General features: G+C 70.7%; 15 protein-coding genes and 1 pseudogene. 8 read left to right on the top strand and 8 right to left on the bottom strand.

Annotation, left to right across the window (positions count from 1 at the left end; translation table 11 throughout):
* The first annotated feature begins 27 nt into the window (after nt 1-27).
* From arsB to HII36_RS45025, 3 genes are all read left to right on the top strand, one after another.
* Nucleotides 28-1,116, top strand: coding sequence for an ACR3 family arsenite efflux transporter (gene arsB / locus HII36_RS45035; protein WP_173529497.1), 1,089 nt, complete (start codon nt 28-30; stop codon nt 1,114-1,116).
* The gene (locus HII36_RS45030) at nt 1,109-1,504 is read left to right on the top strand and encodes an arsenate reductase ArsC (protein ID WP_173529496.1); all 396 of its coding nucleotides are present in this window, start codon (nt 1,109-1,111) and stop codon (nt 1,502-1,504) included. Before arsB ends, HII36_RS45030 begins: the two co-directional genes overlap by 8 nt.
* Nucleotides 1,505-1,777: 273 nt before the next feature.
* On the top strand, nt 1,778-2,536 hold the full coding sequence (locus tag HII36_RS45025) for a DinB family protein (protein WP_173529495.1): 759 nt from the start codon (nt 1,778-1,780) through the stop codon (nt 2,534-2,536).
* A gap of 65 nt (nt 2,537-2,601) precedes the next feature.
* Here the strand turns inward: HII36_RS45025 and HII36_RS45020 are convergent, their stop codons facing one another.
* From HII36_RS45020 to HII36_RS45010, 4 genes and pseudogenes are all read right to left on the bottom strand, one after another.
* Nucleotides 2,602-6,045 carry a M28 family peptidase gene (locus HII36_RS45020; protein WP_173529494.1) on the bottom strand — a complete coding sequence of 1,148 codons (3,444 nt, stop codon included), beginning with the start codon at nt 6,043-6,045 and terminating at the stop codon, nt 2,602-2,604.
* Between the two features lie 165 nt (nt 6,046-6,210).
* Nucleotides 6,211-6,684 (bottom strand): hypothetical protein, encoded by a 474-nt coding sequence (locus tag HII36_RS57390; protein WP_236004613.1) that lies wholly within the window; start codon nt 6,682-6,684, stop codon nt 6,211-6,213.
* A 781-nt stretch (nt 6,685-7,465) separates the two neighbouring features.
* Nucleotides 7,466-7,594 (bottom strand): annotated as a pseudogene (locus HII36_RS59390) (helix-turn-helix domain-containing protein); the annotation flags it as partial.
* Between the two features lie 132 nt (nt 7,595-7,726).
* On the bottom strand, nt 7,727-8,275 hold the full coding sequence (locus HII36_RS45010) for a TetR/AcrR family transcriptional regulator (protein WP_328808178.1): 549 nt from the start codon (nt 8,273-8,275) through the stop codon (nt 7,727-7,729).
* Nucleotides 8,276-8,453: 178 nt separating this feature from the next.
* Between HII36_RS45010 and HII36_RS45005 the strand changes: the two genes are divergently transcribed.
* Nucleotides 8,454-8,990 carry a DUF3995 domain-containing protein gene (locus tag HII36_RS45005; protein WP_217370752.1) on the top strand — a complete coding sequence of 179 codons (537 nt, stop codon included), beginning with the start codon at nt 8,454-8,456 and terminating at the stop codon, nt 8,988-8,990.
* Nucleotides 8,991-9,105: 115 nt separating this feature from the next.
* On the opposite strand, the gene HII36_RS45000 is transcribed toward HII36_RS45005, so the two are convergent.
* A complete protein-coding gene (locus HII36_RS45000) occupies nt 9,106-9,825 on the bottom strand; it encodes a TetR/AcrR family transcriptional regulator (RefSeq protein WP_173529492.1) in 720 nt (239 codons plus the stop codon).
* 422 nt (nt 9,826-10,247) lie between these two features.
* On the opposite strand from HII36_RS45000, the gene HII36_RS44995 reads away from it, so the two are divergent.
* A complete protein-coding gene (locus HII36_RS44995) occupies nt 10,248-11,351 on the top strand; it encodes an FAD-dependent monooxygenase (protein WP_173529491.1) in 1,104 nt (367 codons plus the stop codon).
* Nucleotides 11,351-11,788: a DUF6640 family protein gene (locus tag HII36_RS44990; RefSeq protein ID WP_173529490.1), complete on the top strand. Its 438-nt coding sequence runs from the start codon at nt 11,351-11,353 to the stop codon at nt 11,786-11,788. The genes HII36_RS44995 and HII36_RS44990 overlap by 1 nt, the downstream gene beginning before the upstream one ends.
* Before the next feature lie 585 nt (nt 11,789-12,373).
* Here the strand turns inward: HII36_RS44990 and HII36_RS44985 are convergent.
* The 3 genes from HII36_RS44985 to HII36_RS44975 all read right to left on the bottom strand — a co-directional run bounded on the left by HII36_RS44985 (nt 12,374) and on the right by HII36_RS44975 (nt 15,046).
* Nucleotides 12,374-13,681, bottom strand: a complete 1,308-nt coding sequence (locus HII36_RS44985; RefSeq protein WP_217370751.1) for an MFS transporter — start codon at nt 13,679-13,681, stop codon at nt 12,374-12,376.
* Entirely contained in the window at nt 13,678-14,229 is a 552-nt protein-coding gene (locus tag HII36_RS44980; protein ID WP_173529489.1) for an ArsR/SmtB family transcription factor, read from the bottom strand. The genes HII36_RS44985 and HII36_RS44980 overlap by 4 nt, the downstream gene beginning before the upstream one ends.
* 289 nt (nt 14,230-14,518) lie before the next feature.
* Nucleotides 14,519-15,046 (bottom strand): hypothetical protein, encoded by a 528-nt coding sequence (locus HII36_RS44975; RefSeq protein WP_173529488.1) that lies wholly within the window; start codon nt 15,044-15,046, stop codon nt 14,519-14,521.
* A gap of 357 nt (nt 15,047-15,403) precedes the next feature.
* Here HII36_RS44975 and HII36_RS44970 point away from each other — a divergent pair, with 357 nt between their 5' ends.
* Complete coding sequence (locus tag HII36_RS44970) at nt 15,404-15,799, top strand: hypothetical protein (RefSeq protein ID WP_173529487.1); 396 nt, start codon at nt 15,404-15,406, stop codon at nt 15,797-15,799.
* The coding region (locus HII36_RS44965; protein ID WP_173529486.1) for an NB-ARC domain-containing protein at nt 15,796-16,855 on the top strand (1,060 nt) is incomplete at its 3' end. The genes HII36_RS44970 and HII36_RS44965, both read left to right, overlap by 4 nt.

The raw sequence follows: 16,855 nt of genomic DNA, 5'->3' as shown, positions 1-16,855 counted from the left end.
TCACAGCGCGCCCGCGGTCGCGCTGTGATGGCCGCGCGACCGGCGCAGGCCACCGCGCCGCCGGCCACCGTGATCGGCGCCCTGCCGACGCTGGACCGGCTCCTGCCCGTGTGGATCATCGCAGCCATGACCGCCGGGCTCCTCCTGGGCCGCCTGACGCCTGGCCTGAACACCGCTCTGGAGGCGGTGAAGGTCGGCGGGATCTCGCTGCCGATCGCGCTCGGCCTGCTGCTGATGATGTATCCGGTGCTGGCCAAGGTCCGCTACGACCGTCTTGGCACGGTCACCGGCGACCGCCGCCTGCTGATCTCCTCGCTGGTGCTCAACTGGGTGCTCGGTCCGGCGCTGATGTTCGTCCTGGCCTGGGTGTTCCTGCCGGATCTGCCGGAGTACCGCACCGGGCTGATCATCGTCGGGCTGGCCCGATGCATCGCCATGGTGCTCATCTGGAACGACCTGGCCTGCGGCGACCGCGAGGCCGCCGCCGTCCTGGTCGCGCTCAACTCCCTCTTCCAGGTCGTCGCCTTCGGCGCGCTCGGCTGGTTCTACCTGCAGGTGCTGCCCACCTGGCTGGGCCTGCCCGGCGCCGCGCTGGACGTCTCGGCGTGGGACATCGCCTGCTACGTGCTGATCTTCCTCGGCATCCCGCTGCTCGCCGGCTACCTGTCGCGGCGGCTCGGCGAGCGCGCCCGCGGCCGCGCCTGGTACGAGGGCCGGTTCCTGCCCCGCGTCGGCCCGCTGGCGCTGTACGGGCTGCTGTTCACCATCGTCATCCTGTTCGCCCTGCAGGGTCACGCCATCACGTCCCAGCCCGGCGACGTGGCCCGCATCGCGCTGCCGCTGCTGGCCTACTTCGCCCTCATGTGGGGCGGCGGCTTCGTGGCCGGCAAGCTGATCGGCCTGGGCTACGCACGATCCGCCACGCTGGCCTTCACCGCCGCGGGCAACAACTTCGAGCTGGCCATCGCGGTGGCCGTCGGCGTGTTCGGCGTCACCTCCGGCCAGGCCCTGGCCGGAGTGGTGGGCCCGCTGATCGAGGTCCCCGTCCTGGTCGCCCTGGTCTACGTCAGCCTGGCCGGCCGCCGCCTGTTCACCAAGGAGTCCGTACGTGCCTGACAAGCCCAGCGTCCTGTTCGTGTGCGTGCACAACGCCGGACGTTCCCAGATGGCCGCCGGATGGCTCACCCATCTGGCCGGGGACCGCGTCGAGGTCCGCTCGGCCGGTTCCGCCCCGGCCGAGCAGGTCAACCCGGTCGCCGTCGCGGCGATGGCCGAGGTCGGCATCGATCTCACCGCCGCCCAGCCGAAGATCCTCACGTCCGCCGCCGTCCAGGCATCGGACGTGGTCATCACCATGGGCTGCGGGGATGCCTGCCCGGTCTTCCCCGGCAAGCGGTACGAGGACTGGCAGCTCGACGACCCGGCTGGGCAGGGTATCGAGAGTGTCAGGGTCATCCGCGACGACATCCGGGAGCGGGTCGAGCAGCTGCTCAGCGGCTTGTGATCGGTTGACGGCCTGGTCGAAGGAGATCGGCGACTCGCTGCCGTGCGACCCCCGGCAGCGAGGATCTCCACCTCGGCGTGTCAGCGCCACAGGTCGCGGCCCCACGCCCAAAAACTGGCATCCACCCGCCGATCAGGCAAATCGTCATGACCCTCTGGGGCCTTTCACCGTGTCTGGGGTCGGTGCGAGGTGAGCAGCACCCGGAGGCTCGGCTCCCTGGACCGTGGCCGCCGAACGTGGCACGGGCGGGGACGAGCGCGGGATACTGCCTCCATGACTGCTGCTGAGTACGCCCAGAGCGACCAGTTCCGTGGTGCCCGCATCCACCAGAGCGACCTTGCCGGTCTGGAGATCCGCGATTGCGAGGTCAGCGGTCTCAAGATCGTCGACTGCTACGGGAGCGACGTCTATCTCGGTGGCGACTTCGAGCGTCTCGTCGTCAACGACGTCGACGTGACCGCCTACGTCGAGGCCGAGCTCGACCGCCGGCACCCCACGCGGGCGCTGGCGCGTGACGCCGCCTCCCCCGACGACTACCGGGCCGCCTGGGACGCCGTCGAGACGATGTGGGCCGCGACGCTCGACCGCGCCAGGTTGTTGCCCGAGGCCAAGCTGCACGAGCGGGTCGACGGTGAGTGGTCGTTCGCGGAGACCCAGCGGCACCTGCTGTTCGCCGGCGATGCCTGGCTGGGCAATGCGGTGCTGGAGGAGGAGACGCCGTACCATCCGTTGGGCCTCTGCGGCGCCTGGATGCCGACCGACGCGATGGCGAAACTCGGTCTCGACCGCGAAGCCACCCCGACGCTGGACGAGGTGCTCGCGCCGCGGCTCGCCCGCATGGCCTCGATGCGGCGGGTCGTCGACGGCCTCACCGAGGCCGAGCTCGATCGGGTATGCGGTCGCAAGCCCGGGGATCCGTATCCCGACCAGGAGTACGTCGTGCGCAGGTGCCTCAAGGTGGTGCTGAAGGAAGAGGCCGAGCATCACCGTTATGCGGTGCGCGACCTCGCCGTCCTCGAGGCCGCTGCCTGAGCCGGCGCCGCCGTGCAGAGCCCGGGGCCCGGTCCGGCAGGCGTCCGGACCGGGCCTGATCGGGGTTACGGCGTGTCGTAGCCGAGGGTGTAGGCCCCGGTCCCGGTGTAGGAGTGGACCCGGTAGCGGTAGTAACCGGCCGTACCGGTGTAGGACAGTGCTTCCTCCGCGTCCGGCGAGGTGCTCTGGGCCACGTTCTGCCAGGAGGCGCCGTTCCACTTCTGCAGGTACAGGTCGTAGTCGGTGCCGTCAGGGCCCTTCAGGCAGGCCTTGTGCACGCCGGTGACCGTGCTCTGGTAGTAGCGCCCGTCGGGCTGGTAGACGCTCTGCCCGCTGGTCAGCGTGCCGGTCTTGGTGTTCTCGAAGCCCGGGCAGTCGCCGCCGGGGCCGTTGACCGTGAGGGTGAAGCGCGCCGTCCGCGTCGCCGAGTCGCCGGCGCCGCTGATCGTCACCGCGTACTCGCCGGCGGGGGTGGCGGCCGTGGTGGTGATGGTCAGCTTCGACGAACCGCCCGTCTCGACCGACTCGGGGACGAACGCCGCCGTCGCGCCGGACGGCAACCCCGCGGCCGTCAGACGGATGGTCTGCGCCGTCCCCGAGGTCGAGACCGTGCTGGTCACCGAGCCGCCCGGATCCACCGAGCCGGCGGCGGGAGCCAGCGCGAGCGCGAAGTCGCCGGGCTGCCCACGGCCGGCCACCGTCCACACCGCGTGCGCGATGGCGTCGGAGTTGCGGTCCAGCGCGGTGTCGTTGATGTTGGACGTGGTGTCGCAGGCGGCGTGGTAGCAGCGGTCGAACGCCTGGCCCGCCGTTCCTCCCCAGAGCTGGGCCTGGGCCGCGCTCTTGATGCCTTCCGCGCCGGTGAAGGTGCCGCCCGCGGCGATGCCGTAGCGGATGAAGGGGCCGTAGTCGCTGCGCCCGTCGAAGTCGGTGCCCCGGGTGGGCACGCTGATCGAGGCGAAGTAGTCCTCGAGCACCCGCTCCAGCACGTCCGAGCCGGCCGGTCCGGGGCCGGAGCCGGTGCCGTCGGAGTTGTCGCCGTCGTAGACGAAGTAGCCGGGGTTGGGTGAGCCGACCATGTCGAAGTTGTAGTACGCCTTGATCTTCGACCGTTCCGCGGCGGCCAGGTTGCTCACGTAGTGGGTGGAGCCGATCAGGCCGTGTTCCTCCGCACCCCACCAGGCGAAGCGCAGGTGCTTGCCGGGCTGGAGCGAGGCGCGGGAGACCTCCAGCGCCACCTCCAGGATCGCGGCCGAGCCGGAGCCGTTGTCGTTGATGCCGGGCCCGGCGCTCACGCTGTCGAGGTGGGCGCCGACCATGAGCGTGTCGCTCTCGTCGCCGCCCGGCCAGTCGGCCAGCAGGTTGTAGCCGGTGGCGCCGCCGTAGGTGAAGGACTGCAGGGCGGTGGTGAATCCGGCCGCGTCGAGCTTGGCCTTGACGTGGTCGATCGAGGCGCGGTAGCCGGGCCGGCCGTGCGCCCGGTTGCCGCCGTTGGCGGCGGCGATGGACTGCAGCTGTGCCAGGTGACCCTTGACGTTGGCGACGGAGACGTCGGGCACGCCGCCGGAGGGGCCGTTGACCCGCAGCGCGTACGTGGCCGTGTGGGTCCTGCTCGTCCCGGTGCCGGTCACGGTGACCTGCGCGGAACCCGGCGGGGTGGCGGCCGACGTGGTGATCGTCAGCTTCGCGCTCTGCCCGGCGGTGACCGAGGCGGGGTCGAACGCGGCGGTGGCGCCGGCGGGCAGGCCGCTCGCGGTCAGCGCGACGGTCTGGGCCGAGCCGCTGGTGACCGCCGTGGTCACCGTCGTCTCGACCGCGCCACCGGGATCGGTCGACCCGCTCGCGGGCGAGGTGGCGAGGGAGAAGTCGTCACCGGCCGGGCAGGCGGCGTCGTTGCCGGCGACGTTGACCGCCGTCCAGGCCGCCTGGACGGTCCGGTACTCGGTCGAGCAGGTGCCGAACAGGTCGGTCGCCGCGCGCAGCGTGTAGGCGCGGGCGGTGTTGCCCGGGTTGGTGGAGCTGACGTAGCGGGTGTTGGAGGTGAAGTAGAGGTCCAGCGCGCGGAACCAGATCTTCTCCGCCTTGGCCCTGCCGATGCCGGTGACGGCGGGCGCCGAGCCGCAGACGGGCGAGGTGCCGTACGCCGTCTCGCCGGTGCCCTCGGCCAGGTCGAAGTAGAAGTGGTTGGCCACGCCGGAGGAGTAGTGCACGTCCACGCTCGCCGTGCTGGTCGACCAGCAGGAGTGCGAGCGGCCGTCGAGACCGGGGTTGTACATGTAGCGCAGCGGCGTGCCGTTGCCGTTGATGTTGATCTTCTCGCCGACCTGGTAGTCGCCGGGGTCGGCGGAGTTGGCCGCGAAGAACTCCATCATGTTGCCGAAGATGTCGCTGCTGGCCTCGTTCAGCCCGCCCGACTCCCCGGAGTAGGTGAGGCCGCCGGGCACGACGTTCTCGGTCACGCCGTGCGACATCTCGTGCCCGGCCACGTCGAGGCTGACCAGCGGGCGGGAGTTGCCCGACCCGTCGCCGTAGGTCATCTGGGAGCCGTCCCAGAAGGCGTTGACGTAGTTGTTGCCGTAGTGGACGCGGCTGGGCACGCCACGGCCGTCGCCGAAGATGCCGTTGCGGCCGTGCACGGTCTTGAAGTAGTCGAACGTCTTCGCCGCGCCGTAGTGCGCGTCGACGGCGGCCGACTGGCGGCTGGCGGTGGTGCCGGTGCCCCAGGTGTCGTCCGGGTCGGTGAACGTGGTGCACGAGCCGCTCTGGCTGTTGTTCATGTCGCAGGTGCGTCCGTTGCCGTGGTCGGGGTCGACCAGGGTGTAGGAGCCGCCGGACTGGGTGGTGGAGATCGGCACGGTGCCGGAGTAGAGGGAGTTGCCGGTGCCCTCGGCCTCGTGCGCGGCCTTTTCGTGCGCGGTTCCCTCGTGTGCGGTCCTGATCTCGTCGAAGGAGTCGAGGACCTTGCCGTTCGCCGCGTCCACGATGACGTGCAGCTTGGCGGGCGTCTGCCGGTCGGGCGCCCAGCCCGCGATCGTGGTCTCCCAGGCGAGCCTGCCGTCGCCCGAGGCCGCGTCGACGAGCAGTTCCGGGGCGCCGACCGCGGTGACGCTGCCGGTGAAGCGGGCCTTCGCCGTCGCGCTGGCGGTGGCCGCGGAGACGGCGGGCCTGGTGTCGAGCGTCAGCGGCGCGGCCAGCCCGACGGAGGCTCCGTCGAAGTCGCCGCCCGGCTTGAGGTGGACGACGAAGTCGCCGCCGCGTACGCGGAGATCCCGGTAGGTACGGGTGTAGCGGATGTGGGAGGCGCCGTTGCCGTCCACTTTGACGCTGTACACCCGGTATTCGTCCGCGTCGGCGCGCCGGATCGCGGCGGGGTTGCGGTCGATCGCCCGATGGGCGTTGGTCGTGGCCACGCCACGGTCCACGGGCGGGTCGGCCCAGGCGGGAACGGTCGTCACGAGCGCGCCCGACAGGGCGACGGCGAGACCGATGGGTAAGAGGGACCCTCTCATCTGCGTCCTTAACTCTGGGGGGTTCGTTCGGGCTGAACGATGACAACCAGGCAAGGACGGAAGCAACGAATCCAGACCTTCCGGCAAATTTTTGTCAATTCAGCAGCGGTCGGAAGGAACAGGAGATGGCTGCTGGAGATGGGCCGGTGGTCCGGCGGCGAATCGTCAGCGGGCTGGGCTGCGGAGCCTGTCGGTGAAGTCACGCACTCCCTGGTGGTGGCTCCACTTGGCTGTCAGCCGGTTGCGCAGACCGTTCAGTTCCTGTCTGATCAGGCTGTCCTGGATGTCGGCGACCTCGCTCAGAGCCGGTCCGGCGATGGCCAGCGCGGCTTCCGGTTCTCCCGCACACGCGTGTCCGTCGGCCAGGCGCAAGGTGAACAGCAGCCGTGCTGGACGCTGCTGTGCGGGCAGCAGGTCGAGCGCCCGTTCTGCGGCGGCTGTCGCGAGGCGGGCCGGGGGTACGCCCGCCGTCCGCACGGCGATGTCCCGCAACGCGGCGGCCGCGCCGGATTCGACGTGGACGCGTCCGCCGACACCCGCCAGCCAGGGCGCCTCCAGTTCGTCGCGTTCGTCGAGGTCGTCCAGACAGGCGTGCGCCTGGGCGAGCAGGCGACGGCACTCGGCGGCCGCACCGCGCAAGGCATGGGCGCGCGCCTGGTAGAGGGCGGCTACGCTCTTCGGCCAGCGTCGGCCGGCTCCAGCCGCGCCGACGGCGTCGGCCGGCTCCAGCCGCGCCGACGGCGTCGGCGTACGAGAGGGTGGAGGAAGCGTCGCCTTCCAGCCGGGCCAGCGTGCTCATGTCGCACAGCAGGCTGATGCGCCGGCCGATGTCGTTCGCGGAGACGGCCCAGCACAGCCCCTGATGGAACCATGCCATGGCCGTGCCATGTTGCCCGCGCAGCATCCGCATCTCCCCGGCGAGCTCGGCGTAGGCGGCGCCCAGCCGCAGCAGCGGCTGCGGTTGCGGACAGCCGGGCAGCTCAATCCACCGGACGATCGCGCGCGCGGTGTGCTCGACCAGTGGGGCCACGGCAGCGGGCACGCGTTTCTCGGCAGCGCGCGTGCACGCCGACAGCAGGGCGCTCAACACGTGAATGACCTCGGGGTCGAGCGCGGGTGTCGCCGGTTCGGACGAGCGGAACGCACGGTAGGCGAGGAGCGCGTCAGAAAGAGGCGGAACCGCGCAGCCGACGGTGCCGTGGAGCGGGCAGGCCACCTCTCCGTCCGGCAGCAGGCCCGGCCAATCGACGAGACCGCTGATGGGCGGGTCCTCCGCGTGCGTCCGGTTGTCGCCGGGCAGCGGTGCGCTGAACAGGCCGCCGATGTCGGGGTGGCGGCGGCGCTTCGCGGCGGTGCGCACGGCCAGCAGTTCTCCCCCGGTCTGCAGCAGGTCGTCCAGGCGGCGCACCAGTTGTTCGGACGGTTCGCGCAGACCGCTCTCGAGTTTGCTGACCAGGCTGTGGTCGTACCCGATCCGGAGGCCCACCTGCGCCTGGGTCAGGCCGGCCAGGCGCCGCCAGTGGCGTAATCGATGGCCGAATTCGGCCATCTGAACGTCCATCAGACCTCCAGAGAACCGCCCTTGCCCCCGAAGTATCGGAGACGCTAGCACATCCGTACATCCGTACATCCGGTTCTCAGGCGATGCCGTCGAGATCGCCGACAGGGTTGAGACGCCCTTTCACGATTGCGGTCGCAGGAGGTGTTCGCCGGCCAGATGAATGGCTTCGCGTTTGGTGTAGCCGGGGTGGTCCGCGGCGATGAAATGGCGGCCGATCGTCAGCGAGAACGCCAAGATGCTGCGCGCCTCGATTTCGTCCCGGCCTGAGATGAAGGCGCCGAACATCTTCCGCAGGAAGTCCATGCGCTCGTTGTCGATCCGCCGCAGGCGTGCCGCGACGGCCTCGTCGTGGTGCGCCCAGGCCCGGATCGCGAGGTCGATCCGGTGCAGGTCTTCGGAGAAGCTGAGCTGACCGGCCCGGCGGATCGTCTCGGCGGCGTCGCCGCCCTCGGCGTCGGCCTGGGCGATGAGCTCCCGCGTGCAGCGGCGTTCCCACTCGTCGAGCATCTCCGCGAGCAATGCGGGGCGGCCGTCGAAGTACCCGTAGAAGCCGCCCTTGGTCACACCGAGCGCGGTGGCGAGCGTCTCGACGCGGACCGCGTCGGGCCCTCCCCGGGCGAGGGCTTCGAGGCCTGCCTCGATCCAGCGGGCTCGGGTGGTGCGGGTCACGGCGGGAATCGGGCCACCTCCGTTGGTCGGGGTCTGATTTATACGTTACCGTACACATGATCTGTACGGCACCGTATGGATGAAGCGCGGTCGCCGGAGGAGGACGTCACGTTGAGCTAGCTCGGGCACGTGCCGTGTCGTCTGGTCCTTGAACCGTCAGTACCGAAAGAGGAAAGGCATGCACATGGACGGACAGCGCGTCGTATCGGCGTCAACCGACAACGAACGATCCGAACAGCTGCGCGGCCGATGGGCGGCATACGTGGCGAGCGCCGGCGCGATCGTGTACGGCCTGCCGCACCTGTGGTGGGGCATGGGCGTGTCAGCGATGTTCCCCGGCGACTTCCAGGCCGCCGGCCAGGCCGGCAACGCCGCCGTCGGCTACTGGGGATTCGGCGTGTTCTCCCTCGTCGCCGCTGCGGGCCCGCTCGCCCTCGTGCAGAAATGGGGACGGATCTTCCCTCGATGGCTGGTGCTCATCCCCGCGTGGCTGGTGTCGGCGGCGCTGACGCTGTGGGGCATGGCCTACTTCTACCTGCAGTACTTTCTGACCGTCGGCCGGGTGGAGTCGGCCGCGGCTTTCGCCACCAAGGACGCCCACCCGCAGGCCGCTTGGGGGCTGCTCTGGTACGCCGTCTTCCTCGTGCTGGGAATCGCCCTGGGACTGGCCACCTGGCACTACCAGCGCAGGACGCGGACTCACCAACGAGCTTGAGGGCGTGACGTCGTCGGCTTGGGACCGGTTATGGCGGTATTGGAGTTGGCGGAGCCCCCGTCGAAGGACGCCGAGCTGGTGGTCTGAATCGGTGAAGGCGCGGTTGGCCTGGCTGTCATGCGGCTGCGTCGTCGTCGATGCCGAGGGTGACCGCCAGGTCGTGCAGGCACTCTTCGAAGACGGGCTCCAGGTCGGTGTAGGCGAAGTCCAGTTGGTGCAGGACCTCCATGCACAGCAGGCCGTACAGCCTGATCCAGCACGACAGGAAGACGTGGGCGGCCGCGGGCGGGAGTCGTCCGTCGATGGTGTCGGAGTAGGTGGCCAGTTGCTCGCGCAGGGAGGCGGGCAGGTCGGCCAGGTCGGGCACCGGGAACGGCCGGGTCCGCCACAGCTCGACCATCAGGTCGAGCAGGACCTGCTCGAAGCGCAGGGCGGCCTGGTGACGTATCGAGCCGGCGCCGCGGTTCGGCGCGGCGATGGGGCTGGCGAAGATCCAGCCGAACTCGGCGGGGTGGGCGATGGCCCAGGTGCGCATGGCCCGGCAGACGGCCAGCAGCCGGTTGCCGGTGGGAGCGTCGGCGCGGGCGTCGCGGGCCTGCTCCATGACGGCGGCCAGCTCGCGGAAGAAGTCCGCGGTGACCGCACCGACCAGCTCGTCGTGGCCCGCGTAGTAGTGGTAGAGGGCCGGGCCGCTCATGCCGACCTGCCGGGCGACCGCGTTGATGGTCACCGCGGCCGATCCCTGCTCGACCAGCAGTCTGCGCGCGGCCGCGTGAATCTCCTCCAGGGTGGCCTGGCGCAGCCTCTCCCGCCTGCTGGTGTGTGCGGACATCATCACCCCTCGTGTCGTTCCGTGGCCGCCGTTGACATTCTAGGGCATCTATGTTTCCTTAATGGCTCTAAATAATCTAGAGGTAGTAAGGAGTGGGCATGGGAGCTGTGTGGTGGATCCTTCTCGCGGTGGTGGTGCTGGTTACGGCCGTGTGGTGGCGGATGTCCCGATCCGCCCACGTCCGGCGGCGCGAGGACTCCTGACGTGAGCGCTTGGCCGGCAAGTACGCCAGTGAGGCGACGGATCCAGTCGAAGGACCCGCTGTCGGTCCCGGGCGTCCTGCGCCCGACCGACCCAGGACGCCGCCACGGCGGCGCCCCGCCGTCGCCTCCCCCGTTGCCGCTCGCGGCCGTGGCCGAACGCGACCTGCCGGAGCCGTCCATCTGGCAGGCGAGGCCTGCACTGACCACAAAGGAGACCTGAACATGAAAGTGACCATCGTGGGAGGCGGCATCGGCGGGCTCGCCGCGGCCGTCGCCTTCCACCAGCGTGGCTGGCAGGTGGAAGTCCTCGAACGCGCTGCCGAGTTCACCGAGGTGGGCGCGGGGCTGACCATCCAGCCCAACGGCCTGCGCGCGCTGGACGCGATCGGCCTGGGCGACCGGCTGCGCGCCGGTGGATCGGCCGACCCGCTCGCGGGGATCCGCGGCAGACGTGGGAACTGGCTGATCCGCAACGACGTCGGCAGCCTCAAGCGCCGCTTCGGCCCGTGGGTGACCGTGCACCGGGCCGCCCTGGTCGACCTGCTGCGAGCAGCCGTGCCGCCCGAGGCTCTGCGGCCCGGCATCGACGTCCAGGACGTGCGGTCCGACGGCACGGTCCGCCACGGCGGCGGCACCTCGACCGCGGATCTCGTGGTCGGCGCCGACGGCGTGCACAGCGTGACCCGGCGATCCCTGTGGCCCCGTCTCCCCGGGCCGCGCTACGTCGGTTACACCACCTGGCGTCTCATCGCTCCGCCTCAGCCCGTCGAGGGAAGCGTGGAAACGTGGGGCAGGGGCGAACGGTTCGGGCACGTGCCGATGCCCGACGGCCGCGTCTACTGCTACGTGATGGCCAACGCCCCGGCCGGCTCCCACGTCGGCCTGAACGAGTTGCGCGAACGCTTCGCCGGCTGGCACCACCCCGTCCCCGCGCTCCTCGACTCCGCGCGCGAGGACGCGGTGCTGCAACATGACACCCACGAGTTGCCGATGCTGCCCACGTACGTCTCCGGGAACGTCGCCGTGCTCGGAGACGCGGCCCACGCCATGACCCCCAACCTGGGGCAGGGCGCCTGCCAGGCGCTCGAGGACGCGGTCACGCTCGCGCACGCGGTGGACACCCTCGGCGTACGCGAAGGGCTGGCGGCATACGACCGCGACCGCAGGCCGCGCACGCAGCTGATCGTCCGCCGTTCCCGTCAGGCCGGCGCCGCCGCGCACTGGACCTCCACCCCACTGACCACCATGCGGGACGCGGTTCTTCCCCTCCTGCCCAACAGGCTCTTCGCCCGCTCACTCACCCCCGCCTACACCTGGACGATCTGATGCTTCTCCCCCGGATCCTGATCATCGCCGTCGCGGCGATCACGACGGTCGGTGCCGTGCTCGCCGACCTGGTCGTCCCCGACCTGGCGGCACAGCACGCCTTCAACCCGGCCTGGCCACCCCACGCCAAGTTCCACGACGCCCAGTACATGGTGATGACCGTGCTCCTCGGCCTCGCCGGCCTGACGCTCGCGCTGCGGCCGGGCCGGAACACGCTGCTCGCCGCCGCCGCGGTCCTGGCCATCCCGTGGCTGGGCATGATCGGTGCGCTCCTGTTCCCCGGCACCGCCACGTACGACCCGGAGTTCGCCGGCCGGACCGTCTTCGTCCTCGGATTGCACGGGCAGGTCTTCATGGCGATCGTCCTGCTCGTGGCCCTGCTCGCCGCGACGGCCGCGACACTGCGCGGGCCCGTGGTCTCCGCCACCCGGGCGTGAACGCCGTCACCGTCATGTCCGGCTCGACGCCCTGGCGGCCACGACAAACTGGTCAGAAAGGATTCGGGAACTCGCGGTGTCGCGCGATCGGTATGGACGGCGTTTCCTGGCGGTCTCGTCTTCGTAGGGCGAGAGAATCGAGTTGATCAGCCAGATTGGACGCTGGTAGAAGTTGGCGGTGCTGACTGGAAAAGCTCGTCCGGCAACGCGCCGTCGAACCCACGGATTTCGAGAGCATATGGCGCTGGAGCCATGACTCCGAGGTGATGCGCTGGATGAGCGGCGGCTACCCCGAGTCGTTCGTGCAGGCACAGGAGCGGCTGACGGCGGTGCCGCGCAACAGTTACGAGAATTGCGGCGAGAAGGACGTCTGGCGGACAACGGCGGCGCGCCGCTCCTCGAAGGCGAACTCCGCGATTGATCCGGCCGTCCCTTCCACCTCACACGGGACGTCGCCGAGCCCCGCTGGAACGGCCGGTTCCGCATCGGCGGCCCGGACGACCGGCCTTACTCCCACCCCGAGGTCGACCCCGCACACGATGGTTCTGCCCGGGAGCGGCCGTGGCCGGTTGCGGGTGAGTCTGTTCAGCGTGCCGGAACCTCGGTGGGTGTGTCCTGTCGAAGATGATCCCCGGGTTCCGGGTGACCTGGTGCGCGGGTCGCGGCGGCGTTGCGCAGGGCCGTCTCGACTCGGCGGTTGCTGGTCATGGTGGCCGTGACGGCGGTCATCATGAGGAGGAGACCGGCGGCGGCGTAGAGCGGGGTGCGCACGTCGTAGGCGGTGGCCAGCCAGCCGCCGAGGAAGGCGCCGAACGGGGCGGCGCACATGGCGAGCATGCGGGAGGTGGAGGCGACCCGGCCCATCAGGTGAGCCGGGACGATCGCCTGCCGGAGTGAGGGCCCGAGCACCATCGTGGCGCCCATGCCCGCCCCGCAGACGGCCAGTGCGAGCCCGGCCACGTACGGACCAGGAGCGGCGGCCAGCCCCAGAATGGCCAGCCCCTCGACCGCGGCCGTGCAGGTCAGAGCGGTGCCGGTGCCGAGCCGCCGGCCGAGGCGGGAGGCGATGCCCGCGCCGAGCAGGCCGCCCGCGGCCTCCGCGGTGAGGAGCAGGCCGAAGCCGAAGGGGCCGACGCCGAGCCGCTCATGGGCGAGGAGGGCCAGGACGGTCTCCACGGCGAGGAAGGCGACGTTCCCGACCGCCGGACGCAGCGCGAGCCCGAGCAGCAGCCGATCACGGAAGACGTAGGAGGCCCCGGCCCGCGCTTGGCGGAGCAGCGACTCGCGCCCGCCGCCTGCGGCAGGCCTCGGTACGGCGGGCAGTGACCGTACGAGCAGGGCGGAGAGCACGAACGACACCAGGTCGGCGAGCAGCGGGACCGCCCGCCCGAGCGCGAGCAGCGCACTGCCCGCGGGCGGCCCGGCGAAGCCGGACGCCGCGGTCTGGGTCCCGCGCAGGCGGGAGTTGGCGCGTTCGAGCAGCGCGGGGTCGCGGCCGAGCAGGTCCGGCAGATACGCGGTGGCGGCCGTGTCGAAGAAGAGCCCGCCGAGTGCGAGCAGGAACGCCACCGCCGCCAGCAGCGGAATGCTCAGCACGTCGAACACGGCCGCGGCCGCCGGTATCGCGAGCAGCACCGCACGCGCCGTGTCGGCGACCCACATCGTACGGCGGCGGTCCCAGCGGTCCACCAGCGCGCCGCCGAGCACGCCGAACAGCAGCCAGGGCAGCGTCCCCGCGGCCGTGACGACGGCCAGCGCCATCGGATCCCGCGTCAGCGTCAACGCGATCAGCGGCAGCGCGGCATGCGTCACCCCGTCACCGAGCGAGGACACCGTCTGCGCGGTCCACAGCCGCCCGAACCCGGTCGGCAGCTTCGCCGGTTTCCGGGTCACTCGGCGTCCCCGTCGACTCGCCGGCCGGCCTGCCGGCGTGGGGCCGGCTGGAACAGCGCGAAGACCAGCGACGCGTCCGGCAGCGAGGGATCCGACAGCGCCCGGTACTCATCCGCCAATGCCTGCAGCCGCTCCCCCAGCTCCGTGAACTGCTCTTGGGTGAGCCGCAGATGCGCCATCCGCACGTGCCGCTCGCCATCGGCCGGGGACGCCTCCAGGTCCGCCACCGCATTCCGCAGCAGGACGTCCGGCTGTCCCGGCCCCGGATCCGGCAGCACGATCGACTGAGCGGCCATCGCGTAGTACCGCTCGGTGACCCCTCTCACCTTCCGCGTCCGCACCACCTTCACCAGGCCGGCCCGCTCGAGCAGCCGTACGTGATAGCTGGAACTTCCCTTCGCCAGGCCCACCCGCTGGGCGATCTGCGTGATCGTGGCCGGCTCGAAGCGGAGCACGGCCATGATCCGGTGACGCGTGAGATTGGAGACGGCGCGGAGCTGGTCGTCGGTGGTGACGTGGAACGTCTCGGGTAGATCGTCGGCGGACATGCGGACAATGGTCAACGATTCTTGACCATTACGCAAATCGGTTTCGTCCTACGACAGCGGCCGTTACCCCGAAAGAATCGTCCAAGGCGCTTCTGCTGGAGGCCAACGCATGCTCGCCTCCGTCCCGCTCACCGCGATGACGAACGAGCTGCGGTCGACGACGGTCAAGCTGCCCTGGACCGGCCGACTCGCCAGCGTTCCCACCCCCGCCGGGCCCGCACCCCGGGACATCAGCGCCCCCTGCCCAGGCGACTCCGCAGCCGGTGATCGAGATCAACCGGAGGCCGACCTAGACAGGCTGCGCGCCACGACCCAGTGGGTGCCGCACGAATTCTGGATGGGGGTCGCCGAGATCGATGCTGTTCTCATCAAGGGCGTTGGCGATGTGGAAGCGGCCCGTGTCGAAGACGAACTCCACCGCCAGGGTGCCGTCCGCCATGTCAAGACTCGATGGGCGCCATTCGAGGAGCGCCACCTCACGCAACTCCTGGCCGACGAACGGCTCAAGCCGCTCGTCGACGCTGGACCACGCCGGAGTCAGCTCGAACCACTCCCAGTCGCTGATCGCAGCCGTCGTGTCGATGGCATTCCAGCCGATCGACAGCTCATCAAGCTTCCAGTGACAGATCTCCACCTGGATGCCGTCGAAGTCCAAGACGACGGGACAGTCAGCGAACCAGTCCCCGTCCTCCACGAAACGCACAATCGCGAACCTGATCAGCCGCCTGCCACCGAGCGCGGCCAGACGCGGTCCATGTTCCTCACGGATGGCTTCCAGTCCGACGAGGAAGGTCGGCTCGAAACCGGGGATACCCATCACAACAGTCCATTCTCCAGGTTCATCGCGGGATGGCCTGCGCCGGCACCGTGGTGAAGCGGCGGGGTCAGGGCGTCGCAGCACAGGGCGATGGCGTGCGGGCGTGGCGCGTTGCCGGGAGAAACGGCGTCTTGCCCGCTCGGTCGACGGGAGGGCGCACGGTTGAGGTGTTGCCGAGTTGGGCTGCGAGGGGCTTGCGTCCTTTGTTCTCACCGATGACCGGTTCGCGGGAGAAGGTGACGGGCCACGTGTTCGTCACTTCGCGTTCCGCTCGGCCTGGTTCGGGGGCACTCTGGAGGCATGTCGAACACGACGCCGGGGATGGAACGTGTGCCGGGTTCGCGGTCATGGCGCGGTGTGGCGATCGCCGCGGCAGTGGTGCTGGCCGGCTGTCTGGCGGCGGGGCTGGTGTGGTTCTTCGCCGATCCGCTGAACGTGCCCGCGGGAGTGCTCGAGATCCTGGATCAGCGGGCCAGCGTAGTTGGCATGTTCACCGGCATGATGCTCGGCGTGGCCGGGCTGATCGTCGCCGTGGTCGCGCTGCGGGCGCAACGGCGCGCCGAATCCGCCCCACCGGACGCCGAGCAGCAGACGCGAGCTCAGGTGCCGGCCGAGAGGGAGCGGTCGGTCGCCATCGCCGGCGACAACGTCTCCACCGGTGACGGCGCCCGGAACGTGCAGATGCGGGCGAAGGCCTCCGGGCAGGGCCGGGTGTACCAAGCCGGCGGCGACCAGACCATCAACGAGACGTGAGCACCCCGCCACCGGCCGACCCCCAAGACCGGCCGCCACCCGTCCAAATGAACGCCACCGCGTCCGGACACGGCCACGTCTACCAAGCGGCCGGCGACCAGACCATCACCCAGGCGACGGTGCTGCCCGCGCAGGCGCTGCGCCCCGTCATCGAGGTCGACGCGCCCCCGGCCACGATGAACGTCCCCGGCCACCAGCAGCTGTTCGTCGGACGCACGGACGAACTGGCCGCTCTGGAGACCGCCCTGCAGGCGAGCGGACCGGTGGTGGTGGCCGCGGTGCACGGACTGGGCGGCATCGGCAAGTCCACCCTGGCCGCCCGCTACGCCGGCACGCACACCGAGGTGTTCAACCCGGTGTGGTGGATCACCGCCGACAGCTCGGCCGACGTGCAGGCGGGCCTGGCCGGCTTGGCCGGCGCGCTGCAGCCGGAACTGGCCGCGGCGCTGCCGCTGGAGGCGCTGGCCGAACGGGCCACCGCCTGGCTGGCCGCCCACCGGGACTGGCTGCTGATCCTGGACAACCTCACCCACCCCGCCGAACTGGCACCGCTGCTGGCCCGCATCCCGGCCGGGCGGGTACTGATCACCAGCAGGCTAAGCCAGGGCTGGCACACCCTCGGCGCCCGCGTGCAGCGGCTGGACGTCCTGACCGAGACCCAAGCACTGGAACTGCTCACCCGAATCGCCGCCTCGGCTTCCGGGACACCGCCGGAGGCGGAGTGGGACGGGGCGGTCGAACTGGTACGCGAGCTGGGCTGCCTACCGCTGGCGATCGAGCAGGCCGCGGCCTACCTGCGGCAGAACCAGCTGTCCCCGCGCGCCTACCTGGACCTGCTCACCGCCTACCCGGCCACGATGTACGGCCAGAGCGCCGAGGGCGGCGACGCCCAGCGCACCATCGCCCGCATCTGGCGCCTCACCCTGGACAAACTCGCCCAGGTCCCACTGGCGGTGGACCTGCTGCGCATCCTGGCCTGGTACGCGCCGGAAAGCATCCCCCGCGACGTCCTGGACGGCCTGACCGACTTGGCCGTCCTGGCCAACCCACCCGACC

The organism is Nonomuraea antri, assembly GCF_013283785.1.
GTDB classification, from domain to species: domain Bacteria; phylum Actinomycetota; class Actinomycetes; order Streptosporangiales; family Streptosporangiaceae; genus Nonomuraea; species Nonomuraea antri.
Note: the sequence above shows the minus strand (reverse complement) of the source record. Positions and strands in the feature narration are given on the sequence as shown.